Annotated in this window: 8 protein-coding genes; 4 read left to right on the plus strand and 4 right to left on the minus strand. The window is 37.1% G+C overall.

What is annotated here, in order from left to right:
- The first annotated feature begins 26 nt into the window (after positions 1-26).
- On the plus strand, positions 27-617 hold the full coding sequence (locus F5613_RS08885; protein ID WP_179399462.1) for an RNA polymerase sigma-70 factor: 591 nt from the start codon (positions 27-29) through the stop codon (positions 615-617).
- A gap of 36 nt (positions 618-653) precedes the next feature.
- Here the strand turns inward: F5613_RS08885 and F5613_RS08890 are convergent, their stop codons facing one another.
- The 4 genes from F5613_RS08890 to F5613_RS08905 form a co-directional block, all read right to left on the minus strand.
- Positions 654-2171: an arylsulfatase gene (locus F5613_RS08890; protein ID WP_179399463.1), complete on the minus strand. Its 1518-nt coding sequence runs from the start codon at positions 2169-2171 to the stop codon at positions 654-656.
- Between the two features lie 60 nt (positions 2172-2231).
- The gene (locus tag F5613_RS08895) at positions 2232-4085 is read right to left on the minus strand and encodes a RagB/SusD family nutrient uptake outer membrane protein (RefSeq protein WP_179399464.1); all 1854 of its coding nucleotides are present in this window, start codon (positions 4083-4085) and stop codon (positions 2232-2234) included.
- A gap of 16 nt (positions 4086-4101) precedes the next feature.
- Positions 4102-7545 carry a TonB-dependent receptor gene (locus F5613_RS08900; protein WP_179399465.1) on the minus strand — a complete coding sequence of 1148 codons (3444 nt, stop codon included), beginning with the start codon at positions 7543-7545 and terminating at the stop codon, positions 4102-4104.
- 216 nt (positions 7546-7761) lie between these two features.
- Positions 7762-8778, minus strand: coding sequence for a FecR family protein (locus F5613_RS08905; protein ID WP_179399466.1), 1017 nt, complete (start codon positions 8776-8778; stop codon positions 7762-7764).
- A 266-nt stretch (positions 8779-9044) separates the two neighbouring features.
- On the opposite strand from F5613_RS08905, the gene F5613_RS08910 reads away from it, so the two are divergent.
- From F5613_RS08910 to F5613_RS08920, 3 genes are all read left to right on the plus strand, one after another.
- Complete coding sequence (locus F5613_RS08910) at positions 9045-9872, plus strand: hypothetical protein (protein ID WP_179399467.1); 828 nt, start codon at positions 9045-9047, stop codon at positions 9870-9872.
- Between the two features lie 122 nt (positions 9873-9994).
- Positions 9995-11890, plus strand: a complete 1896-nt coding sequence (locus F5613_RS08915) for a glycoside hydrolase family 35 protein (RefSeq protein ID WP_179399468.1) — start codon at positions 9995-9997, stop codon at positions 11888-11890.
- 213 nt (positions 11891-12103) lie between these two features.
- Positions 12104-13303 (plus strand): cation:proton antiporter family protein, encoded by a 1200-nt coding sequence (locus F5613_RS08920; protein WP_179399469.1) that lies wholly within the window; start codon positions 12104-12106, stop codon positions 13301-13303.
- The last annotated feature ends 61 nt before the right edge of the window (positions 13304-13364 follow it).

Below are 13364 nucleotides of genomic sequence, written 5' to 3' on the forward strand. Positions count from 1 at the left end.
GCCATTATTCGATAAATCTGAATTTTATGAACGTAAATATTAAATCTGACAAAGAATTGGTTTCTCTGCTTATAAGGGGTGAAGAGTCCGCTTTTTGCGATTTATACGTACGCTATAAAGATAGGCTATTCTTGTTTTGTTATAGTCTCTTAAAATCAGAAGAGGAAGCCAACGACGTTGTTCAGGAAATATTTGTTAATATTTGGGAATCCAGGTGCTTTATTAATCCGGATTTGTCTTTTTCATCATTTCTTTATACAATCGCAAAGAATCGGATTTTAAACTATTTCAGACATGCTGAGATAAAAGAAAAGGTAATAACAAGCCTTGCTTCTCAATCTCAAACATATGAAGATAGAATTGAATCTGATATTGTATATGAAGAATATCAGGAGATATTATTATCTGCTATAAACAAGTTACCACCACAAAGAAAGAGGATATTCAATCTTAGCCGTATAGAACATTACACACATAAAGAGATTGCTGAAAAGCTTGGAATTTCTGTGTATACCGTACAAGAGCATATTTCTGAGTCATTGCAGTTTATTAAACGTTATTTAGCGAAACATGCAGGAATTGAGGTAGGGATATGGATCCTGTTCCTGTTTAAATAAAAGAGAGTGTCATTGCATTTTGACACTCTCTTATTATTACATGGAAAATTTTTTAATTTTAGGTTCTTCGTGAGCCTCAGCCATTTTATTCTTTAATTCAGTTACAATTTCTGGAAATTGGTTTGCAATATCATTTTGCTCGCGAGGATCAGTATTTAAATTAAATAGCTGCATTGTTGTATTTCCTTTTTTAATACCCCCGATATATCCTTTCCAATTATTCATTCGGATGGCTTTTGATCCGTCGCCTTCTGGAAACTCCCAATATAAGTATTGATGTTTTACTTGTTTTTTGCCTTCGAATGTTGGTAAGAGACTAATTCCATTATTTGGTGGAGGTAATGTTCCTGTGATCTCGGCCAAAGTAGGCATTATATCCCAAAAAGCAGAAATATGGTCTGATGTTGTTCCTGCATCGATTTTTTCTGGCCAGCACGCAATCATTGGGACACGGATTCCTCCTTCATGCAACGATGTCTTTCCCCAACCGATTTCACTTTTAAAGGGATTGGCACTATCGAACCAGGGTGAATCAGTTCCTCCGTTAAATGTTGGCCCGTTATCGCTGGTGAAAATAATTAAAGTGTTTTCATAAAGTCCCAATTCTTTAAGTTGATTTATAAGAATTCCGATCTGTTCATCCCAGTAACTAATCATTGCAGCATAAGTGGCACGAGGGTATCTGCAAGGGAAGTATCCACTTTCTCCGTTATAAGGTAATTCGTCTCCGAATTTCTCAATATAATGACGTACCCACTTTTCAGGAGCTTGTAGTGGAACATGTGGAACAGGAGTAGTCCACATCAGAAAAAAGGGATTTTCCTTGTTGGTTTCAACAAAATTGCTGATTTCATTTAACATCAAATCCGGAGCATATACCTTTTGCGTAAACTTAGAATAGCTCTCAGGATTTAATGGGTCGGCATCAGCAGCAATTTTGGTTCCCGGAACCAACAGCTTGTTGTCAAGGTATTCGCGTGTTTCGTTTCTATAAAGAAATGGGGGATAGTAAGTGTGTGCCTGACGTTGACAATTATAACCGTAAAAGAAATCGAACCCCATCTTATTTGGTGTTCCTTCCGAACCAGGATATCCCAATCCCCATTTTCCAATACATGCTGTTTTGTAACCCGCTTGTTTAAGAACGAGAGGGATAGTTATCGTTCCTTTAGGTAAGGGGCGCTGCCCTTCAAGAGTAGAATCTGCAAGCATAGCTTCATGACTCCAAACATTTCCCCGTTCAGACATTTCGTCATTTCCTCTTATATATGCATGTCCTGTATGCTTACCCGTTAGTAAAACGCACCTGGAAGGTGCGGATACAGCAGTACCTGAGTAATGTTGGGTAAAGCGCATTCCTTGTCTTGCCAACTCATCTATATGAGGTGTTTCAATCTTTTTTTGTCCGTAGCATCCCAAATCTCCATATCCCAGATCATCGGCCAAAATATAGATTATATTGGGTTTATTATTTTGAGCAGAATTGTTGTTTGCATACAAACACGTTGACATACCTAAAATGGTAATGCATAATGCAGTTTTTGAATTCTTCATTGTTTATTGTTTAAATTGGAAGAGAGGTAATAAGCAATCACCTCTCTTCTCAGATTATTATTACCAACCTGGATTTTGTTTCAATTGAGGATTTAGCTCAATATTATTTGTTGGTATCATATACAAATAATATTTATCCAACCATCCTTTGCCATCAATGACCGGATCGTTGAACAAATAAATATATCCTTCAGTGAGGGTGGCATCTGCCATTTTTGTGTTCAGATTCACTAACTTACCCGATCCAACCTCTGCTTTGGATGCCCACATACCGTATTGTTGTTTATTTACAAACCAAGGAGCTTTTTTCCAACGGCGAATATCATAAAATCCAAATCCTTCACCCATAAGCTCGATAATTCTTTCGCGTCTTATTTCCCACAAAACCGGATTTACTGATGGATCTCTCTGAGGATCGAACATTTCATTGATTTCAGAAACAATCATATTGGCTATCTTGGCCCTCGGACGAAGTTTGTTGATTGTCTTGTCTGCAATTGTTTGGTCGAATGCGCCCAATTCATATTTTGCTTCCGCATAGTTAAGCAATACTTCCTCAATCTTAAACAAAGGCTTGTCGGCTGTATTGGTTTGTCCATTGTTGTAATTTAAATCCCACGTAGTATAATTTTTATAAACGTAGTATCCTCCACGGCATGACAGGAACTGCTGACTCGATTTTGTTGTAAGGTTCGGAAATGAAAGAACAATGGATCCTGACCAGTTCATCAATGGCATTACTTTGTGTTTCCCAGCTTCTCCGGGATTGGCAATTACCTTTGTAACACCCATAATATCCAGATATTCTCTGTATGCTGGGTCTGCCGGATAATCCCATGCAGTCGTTGTGCTGTTGGCCGACAATTTATACGGAGGAACAACTGTTTCAAGTAATCTATGGTCCCTGTTGCGGAATGTTGCATAGGGTGTTTTATCTCCGGAATAAAGCCCACTGGTTGAAATAGGTTTACCATCCTTGCATAAATAAAGGTCAACAGTACTTTGCGGCATTTCCACAGTATGTGAGGAGGTCCGTTCATAATGACTGTGCCATGCGGTTAGCACGTCAGTCATATATTCTTTATATAAAATTATACCGGAGACAGAACTTAGGTCTGGACTCGTAAATACTTCTCCCCAGTCTTTGTGTACAGTAGGGAAATTTAGCATTAAGGCTTCAGATGCCCTAGCGCATTCGGCAAGATATTTTTCGTAATCACCTAATTCATGATATTTTCTCCAAGTTCCTTCAAATAGGCAAAATCTTGAAATCAACGCCCTTACACAATGGATGTTGATGGTGTTTGGTCCGTCTCCGGCTGTTTTGATATGAGTTTCTGCATATTGAAGGTTGGCTAATAAACTGTCGGCCACCTCTTTCCTTGGAGTCCGAGGCCCGTAAATTAAATCAGTATCTGAGTCAGACACCACTTTGTTAATCCAGGGTACATCTCCAAAACGAGCAATCAGTTCAGCATAATAAAATGAACGAAAAAAATATCCTACGGATCTCCAATGTTCTTTTTCTGAGGCACTCATTGCCGATTTATCTACGTTGTCCAACATCAGATTAACAGAACGGACATAGGAAAAATCCCATCCGTTACCAGATGAAGCATCAGTAACAGTTTGAAATGCGTATGGATTATATGAACTAGTCCCTTTTCTGGTTAGATAGCCTGAATAGATATCACCCACATAATAACCATCCAATCCGTAACTTCCAACTTTCCTCAATATGTTTGCATTGTTGAATACACCATATAGTGACCAGGCATAGGTCTTGAAATTACCATAAGTACTGAACGCTGTTGCTTCTGTTAAGGATTCTACAGGATATTTTTCCAGAAAATCATCATTACATGATGTCCATGCAAGCACTGTAGCTAATAATATGAATATATATTTTTTCATTTTATTCTGTTTTTGATTATAATGTAATATTAAGACCAAATGAAACTGTACGATAGAATGGATACCCCCAGCTTAAGCGTTCCGGATCATATCCATTGGGTAATGAAGTCCATGTATGCAGATTTTCCACACTGGAAAAAACTTTTAATCCGCTAATCCCTATTTTATTAACTGTTCTTTGGGGAACGTTATAACTTAAAGATATGTTCTTAATGCGTAGATACGAGGCATCTAAAAGATACTTTGTTTGTGTACGTGTATTAGAGCCTGCATTGTCTCTTTGATCGTAAATACGGAAATATTTTGCGTTTGGATTAATAGCATTATAGTTACCATTCGCAGCATCAACTGGTTTCCAATAATCAAGCTGATCGGCAAATATTGTTCCAAACTCATTAGAGTTGAATCCCCATCTTCGGTCATCGCTAACCCAGTAATCTCGCTTTCCTGTGCCTTGCAAAAGAATACTCAGGTCGAATCCTTTCCAATTTACACCTGCAGTGATACCGTATTGATAGCGAGATTGTGTGTTTCCAATAATCTTTCTATCGCCAGGATTTTCAAGAGTACTTGTGCCTGGATCAATTTGATTCACACTACCTTCGTCATCTCTTAGATTTTTAAATTTAACATCACCAGGTCTTACGTTATAACTTTTAATGGAGGTTACTCCTTCTTTAAGTTTCCATGTGTTTGAATCTACAAAATCATCCATGCTGTAAAAACCATCCGTTACATATCCCCAAATCTCGCCAACTTCGTATCCTTCATAATAATTACTTAGCAATCCGGCCGCGTTATCATATTTGGTTACGTGGGTTCTAGAATCGTATAGGTTTAGTCCTACATTATAGCCCCATGCACCAATTTTATCTCTCCACGAGATAGCAAGTTCCCACCCCTTTGTGCGCAAATCTGCTACATTTTGCAATGGAGCAGGGGCTCCAACCACGCTAGGTAGTTCCATTCCGGCTGCAAGCATATCCTTTGTATCTCGTTGATACCAATCGTATGTAAGTAATAGACGACTATTTAACATGTTTACATCAACACCAAAGTCAAGTGTTTCTACAGTTTCCCATGTAAAATTACTACTTACCAAGCCTGGAGTTGCTAATGTTGTAGGTAACTCTCCATTCACTATCCAGGAAGCTTTTCCTGCATCCATAATGGGCATATAAGCATACGGATTAATAGCCTGGTTCCCAATTTGTCCCCATGATCCTCTTAACTTAAATTCATTCATCCAACTGGAAGACCATGCCATAAAATCTTCACGGGCTACATTCCAACCCAATGAAAATGATGGAAAGAAGCCAAAGCGGTCATTTTTTGGAAATTTGGAAGAACCATCATATCTGCCGTTCGTTTCAAACAAATATTTGCCTTTATAATCGTAGTTGAAGCGATAGAACCCCCCACGTACCGTGTACTCATTGTAGGTATCTGTTGCAGTAGTTTCTCCGGTTGCACTACTGAATGAAGGCATCTCCTGATTTATCATATCCAATCTTGTAACATATAGCTGTTCGAACATACTTGATTCCTGATTATAGCCTGCCATAAATTTGAAATGGTTATCTTCATTCAGATCAAGACTATAAGTTGCATAGGCATTCAGCGCATTATAATCGGTCGAGCTTTTTGTGTTTTCATATTTGGATGTAGAAGCCGAAGCTGACTTGCCTAACTGAATAGATGTGAAATCATAAGGCGAATTGTAGGCTTTCAGATCATAGATTTTTTTATCAAATGTATACTCTACAACAGCTTCCAATCCTTTGAACGGTTTAATGGTTGTTCTGGAGAGAATACGGGGATTTTCATTTAAAGTAATACTGGGAGCTGAATATAAAAGCATGTTTTTTGGCGTATTCATAGGGAGGGTGGTTCCATCGTCCAGGGTAAGGTCTCCTTCGGGAGTAAGACTGCAAAGTCTCATTCCGTAAAGTGATCCACTTACTTCGTTTGGCATTGATTTTGTGCTTTTTGCATAACGGATATCAACAGCTTGAGTAAGCCAGTCAGTAATATCTGCAGAGATATATGAACTGGCTGAAATACGTTTGTAACTATCTTTGTCTGTGATAAGTATTCCTCGCTCGTTATTGTATCCCAATGATAGCCTGTATGAAAGATTCTCGGTTCCTCCTGATGCTGAAACATTGTGTGATTGAAGAAATCCATAGTCTTCCAACATGTTGTCATACAGATCTTTTTCGTTCAGATAGTAGCGTATTTTTGCTGAATTATTATCTGTAGGTATGTATACCCCGTCGCCTGTTGTTTCAAATTTACTCGGATCCTTTCTATACTCCGTAAGATAGTTTATCCATTTATCAATATTCTGGCCTGCAAAATAGTTTCCGGAAAGAAATTCTGCATCTTTATATGCATGAAGGAAATCTAGAGCCGAAGCCTGTTCCGGTCTGTTTATAGACGACTGAAACCCAAAGTTATTATTGTAATTTAGCTGAAATCGTTGCTCTTTTTTACCTTTTTTCGTTGTAACCAATATTACGCCGAATGCTGCACGAGCACCATATATGGCAGAAGATGCCGCATCTTTCAGTACAGAAACAGATTCAATATCTTCAGGATTTATCATATCAATATTACCGGGAACATTGTCTATCAATACCAATGGTTCTCCTCCATTTAATGAGGTGGTACCACGGATATTATAGTTTTTAGTCTGCCCCGGACTTGATGCCCCGGATATAACCAGACCCGGCATGGTGCCCTGAAGTGCATTCATGACATTTATAACAGGTCTTTCACCTAATACCTCGTCCATCTTGATTTGAGAAACAGCTCCGGTTAGGTTTTCTTTTTTCTGAACGCCAAAACCCACTACCACAACTTCATCCAATGTTTTTGAATCTTCCAAAAGAACTATATTGAATGAGTTCTGACCTTTTAGCTCGATAAGTTGGGCTAAATATCCAATATATGATACCTTTAAAACAGCTCCGGAAGGTACGTTTTTTAGCTCAAATTTTCCATCCAGGTCTGTAATTGTTCCCAAACTTGTTCCTTCAACAAGGATGTTAACCCCAATAATTGGTTCTCCGTTTTTGTCTTTAACGACACCTGTAATACTGCCATTCTGTTGTGTAACTACGAGTGAAGTGGTTGCGTTACCCTTTTTACTGACTGATATAGTATTATCAATTATTTTAAAAGACAAGTTGGTCTGACGCGACAATTCATTCAATATTGTACCTATTTCGGTGTTTTTAACATTTATTGAAATACCTTTTACTCCTTCTATAACCTCTTCATTGTAGAAAAAATAATATCCGGTTATTTTACTAAGTTGATTGAATACATTTACAATTGATGCGTTTTTAATATTGTACGTTATGTTATTTTCTTTTAATGCTTGCCCGTTTGCATTTTCTGCTACAAGAAACGGTACAAACAGACAGATAATTAACAAAGTGAATAGTGTTCGCATAACTATCTTTTTTAATATTGAATTATTATTCATACATTTGTTCTGTTTTAATGGATTATTAATTTATTAAAGCAAGGCCTGGTTTTGAACTGGTATGTTGGTCGCATTCGTTCAAAACAGGCGTCTTTTTTGAGAGAGTGTCTTGCTAGGGCACTCTCTTTTTACTTTAGATTATAGGCATAGGCATTCATAGATTTAAGAGTTGAACATATTCTATTATTCGTGTATTATAATTGTATTTCTATTTTGAGTATATTTTAATCCGGTTGTAAAACATATGGCATCAATTACAGCTTCTAGGCTTTTATTATCATGCGATCCTGAAATTTGCTGATTACAGGATTTGCAACTAAGAATCACTTTTTTATCGTATTTTCTGTTTAATTCTTTAATTACATCATCCAAAGGTTCTTTGTCAAAATAAAGAATCCCCGATATCCATTTGCTATAATTATTCTCTTCAATAGTAGTCTTTGAAAATTCGGAAGTATTTTTGTCTACGGATAGGTGTTCGTTAGGTAACAATTTTAGCTGTAAGTCCATTGCATCTATATTTACCATCACTTTTCCTGTAGCAACGGTTACGGCCATCAGTTTGTCTTCTTTGTATGCTTTAACATTGAATGATGTTCCTAAAACTTTCACTGTAGCATCTCCACTCTCAATGATAAAAGGTTTTTCTGCATTTTTAGCAACATCAAAAAATGCTTCACCTTCCATCTGGACAAATCTCGACTTGTTGTTGAAATTGTTTGGTAATTTTAAACTACTGCCCGAATTAAGTGTAACCAAGGTTCCGTCGGTAAGTTTGATTTTTTTTATTTTTCCGTGTGCGGACTTAAATTCAGTATAAGTAATGGATGTAACAGCCGGATCTTTTAATTTGTAAATAGAAGTTCCAATGCCAAGCAGCAAAAGAATAACTGCGGCCACTTTTAAAAGCCAGTTGAGACCAGATGGTTTATGTTTCTTCAGTTTTTTTATACCTCTGATTTTTTGTCTGATAAGTTCAAATTCGTTTTGCAACTCTTTTTCTCTTAATTGATCAGGTGTACGCACTTCATTCATTATTCTCTCCCAATGAGTATTCAATATAGAATCAATCGGATCATAACAATCGGTTTGCTTAAGCCAGCTTAGAAGTTCGTCCCTTTCCTTGTCAGAGCATCTGTTTTCGATGTATAATTGCATCAGACGAATAATTTTGCTATCTTCTGATTGTGTATTTTTCATAAAATAATATATTATTTCTTTAATATAATACACATCCGAAGAATTCGTCTGGGGGTATACTCCTAAATTTTATATACTTTTTTTTTATTTATTTGTATTCGAAATCGTATATTGTTCTTTATTAGTGTTTTATTATTTTTTTGCTTCATGCTTATAATTCTGTCGTATTACATATATTTAATAAAATATAAATCAATAATTAGTTTGATCTTATTTGATAAATAGTTATATCTTTACATCCAAAACCAATTGAAAATAGAATTGATATGAAAAAATTACTAATGATTTTGGGGGTGTTGATGCTATTCAGCTCCTGTTCAACCTATTATTACTCAACCCTGAGTTCATCTGAAGGTGTAGCTGAGAAAGATGATTTTGGCGATTTTGTTTACGAAAACGATAGTGTCAAGGTGGTGTACAGTTTCTTTGGATACAATCTGCCTATACATATTACTGTTATAAATAATTCAGATCAGCCGTTGTACGTTGATTGGCAACGTTCAGCTCTGATAATTGATGATGTTGCGACAAATTATAAGCAGAATAAATTAACCTTCGATGGTAATATTAGCGCTAATACACTGAATTATAACCGTAATTTTAGTTCTACCGACGGAAGTTTCAATGGAAGCATAAGTCTACCCGACGGTGTTAGCTTTATTCCTCCTAAATCAAGAACAGACCACACACCGATGACTTTGGGTGATTTCAGTTTTGATAGAATACCGAAGAAGAGTTTTACTAAAGTAAAATTTGCCAGAGAAAACCTGGCTCCATCTAAAATAAACACCATGCGCTTTGCCGAATTTAATTCTCCATTAAAATTCAGAAGCTATCTAACCTTATACAGCGGATCGCTAGATCCGGAAAAAGGAAAACCATTTGTTTTAGATCAACAGTTTTATATTTCGGAAGTAATGAAAAGTGCTGAGATTAAACCAGAGGAGGTGTATGGATATTCAAATAAAAGAGGAGATTTCTTCTATTATAAAAAGACTAAAGGTTCTGGTTTTGGTGCTGTAATGGGTACAATTGCAGTGTGCGCAGCATGCATAGCCATTGATGCTGCAATACCTGATGCGGAAGAATATTGACTTCCCTTTTTGCATGGTTCAATTATAATTGCTAATATTGCAGTTTAAATGCTAACGGCCTTTCTTATAAAAAGAAAGGCCTTCTTAAATTTGGTATAAACTTAATAAAACAAGAAAACACAATGAAGAAATTTCTCGGGCCCCTGATGCTCCTGTTCTTGCTTATTGCTGCTTTGCCGGCATTCGGACAAAAGAAGCACACATTTGAAATCAAAGGTGGAAACTTTGTGTATGATGGTAAGGCCGTTCAGATTCATTCGGGCGAAATGCATTATGCACGTATACCTCACCAATACTGGCGCCATCGTTTTCAGATGATCAAAGCGATGGGTTTAAACACAGTTGCCACTTATGTATTTTGGAATTTACATGAAACTGAGCCTGGTAAGTGGGATTTTACCGGGGATAAAAATCTGGCCGAATATATTAAAACTGCAGGAGAAGAGGGGTTGATGGTTATTCTTCGTCCTGGTCCTTATGCCTGTGCCGAATGGGAATTTGGTGGTTATCCATGGTGGTTGCAAAATGTTCCGGGTATGGAGGTGAGAAGAGATAATGAGGCTTTCTTAAAACACACAGAGCAATACATCAATCGTTTGGCTAAAGAAGTTGCTCACTTACAAATTACCAATGGCGGGCCTATCATTATGGTTCAGGCAGAAAACGAATTCGGATCTTACGTGTCTCAGCGTAAGGATATTCCTTTGGAAGAACACCGTGCTTATAATGCTAAAATCAAGAAACAGCTGGAAGCTGCCGGATTCAACGTACCGTTGTTTACTTCAGACGGTAGCTGGTTGTTTGAAGGTGGTGCTACTCCGGGGGCTTTACCTACAGCCAATGGCGAAAGTAATATAGAGAATCTTAAAAAAGTTGTGAATCAATATAACAACGGACAAGGGCCGTATATGGTAGCGGAGTTTTATCCGGGTTGGTTGGCACACTGGGCGGAACCTCATCCAAAGGTTGATGCTTCCGGAATTGCCCGTCAAACAGAGAAATACATCACTAACGATGTTTCATTTAATTTCTATATGGTGCATGGCGGAACGAACTTTGGCTTTACAAGTGGTGCTAACTATGATAAAAACCACGATATCCAGCCGGATCTTACCAGCTATGATTACGATGCGCCTATCTCTGAAGCAGGTTGGGTAACACCCAAATTCGATTCAATCCGCAATGTGATTAAAAAACATGTAAGCTATAAAGTCCCCGAAGCTCCAAAACAAATTTCGTTGATAGAGATTCCTTCTATTAAATTAGATAAGGTAGCCAACGTGTTTGATATCGCTGCTACGCAGAAACCGGTTTACAGTGATAAGCCGCTAACATTCGAACAATTGAATCAAGGATATGGGTACGTTCTGTATTCACGCAAATTCAATCAGCCGATCAGTGGAACATTATCAATTGAAGGCCTCCGCGACTTCGCTGTGATTTATGTTAACGGCGAGAAAGTAGGCGAGTTGAACAGATATTACAAGAATTACACTATGGAGATTGATATCCCATTTAACTCAACTTTGGATATTCTGGTTGAGAATATGGGCCGCATCAATTATGGTGCAGAAATTGTAAGAAACAACAAAGGCATAATCAGTCCGGTAAAAATTAATGATATTGAAATTACCGGCGATTGGGCTATGTATAAACTTCCGATGAGTGAAACTCCGGTACTTTCCGATCTTAAGAATGTAAAAGTGTATGACAATACTCCGGCTAATGCAGCGAAACTGAAAGGTTGCCCGGTTGTGTATCAGGGAACCTTCAACCTAACGGAAACAGGTGATACTTTTATTGACATGGAACAGTGGGGCAAGGGTATAATCTATATCAATGGAATTAACATTGGCCGTTATTGGAAAGTCGGTCCCCAGCAAACACTGTATATCCCCGGAGTTTGGCTTAAGAAAGGAAGCAATCAGATTGTAATTTTCGAACAGCTAAACGAGGAAGCTAAAAGTGATGTGAAGACTGTAAAGGTACCGGTATTAACAAAACTGCTTTCTAATTAAAACAGTAAGATTAAGATAATAATATATGAAATGCTTCAGCCGTTCTGGTTGAAGCATTTTTTTTATTTTCACGGTCAATATCATCGTGTATTTTTTATTTCTCACTAAAAAATAAGGATAAAATATGTTATCTTTGCCGAAGTAAAATGCTAAAAATAATAAATTAATAATCATATGTTTCAAATAGGTATTTATAAAAATTATTCTTGATCGATGAAAAAAGTAATATTATTTTCACTGTTTTTAATGTTTGGTCTTGTCGCGTCTCAAACCTTCCCTGGTTTGATGGGTGAGAATTATATTTATTTCAAGCAAATTTCCAATATACTGCTTTTTATCTGTTTATCCTTCATTATGATAAATGTTGGCAGGGAGTTTGAAATAGAAAAAACGAAATGGAGGTCTTATTCTAAAGATTATTTGGTTGCAATGGCAACTGCAGCCTTCCCCTGGATATTTGTTGCTATTTACTTCGTTTTCGTTCTCCTTCCATCTCAATATTGGTTTGATTCGGAAGCATGGAAAGAAAATTTACTCCTAAGCCGGTTTGCGGCTCCTACCTCTGCAGGTATTTTATTTACAATGTTGGCTGCAGCAGGGTTAAAATCTACCTGGGTATATAAAAAAGTACAAGTATTGGCCATATTTGATGACCTGGATACTATTTTGTTAATGATTCCCCTCCAGGTTATGATGGTCGGTCTCAGGTGGCAATTATTTGTAATCGTATTTATCGTATCATTATTATTGATTATTGGTTGGAAAAAGCTTGCTTCGTACGATATGCGACAAGATTGGAAAGCCATTCTTTTTTATGCCATAGTTGTTTTCTCAATAACTCAATCTGTGTATTTAGGGACCAAATATCTTTATGGCGAAGAGGCTAGTATTCATATCGAAGTGTTGTTGCCAGCCTTTATTCTTGGTATGGTAATGAAGCATAGACATATTGATACACCATCAGAACATAGAGTTACAGATTTGATATCTTACATTTTTATGTTTCTGGTAGGATTGAGTATGCCTGCGTTTTTTGGCGTTGATTTTAAGGAGATATCAGAAGTCGTAACAATAACCGGATCTCAACCATTTATGTCGTGGGAAGTAATAGCTTTTCATGTTATAATTGTTACTATTTTGTCTAATATAGGAAAGCTGTTCCCAATATTCACTTACAAGGAAAGATTACTAAAAGAGCGATTAGCTATATCCATAGGAATGTTTACGAGGGGAGAAGTTGGAGCAGGAATCATATTTATATCTATTGGTTACAACCTGGGAGGACCAGCATTGATGATATCGGTACTTACCCTGGTCCTTAATCTTATTCTGACAGGCTTCTTCGTAATTTGGGTTCGAAGATTGACTAAAAGCGCTATGGAGCAAAACAAGTTAGCAGGTATCGAAGATTAATCGTGTAGCTGATAAGTCTATGCTAAAAATGACTATGATCTACTCCTAAGATATTGGATTC

The organism is Macellibacteroides fermentans (genome assembly GCF_013409575.1).
Classification (GTDB): Bacteria; Bacteroidota; Bacteroidia; order Bacteroidales; family Tannerellaceae; genus Macellibacteroides; species Macellibacteroides fermentans.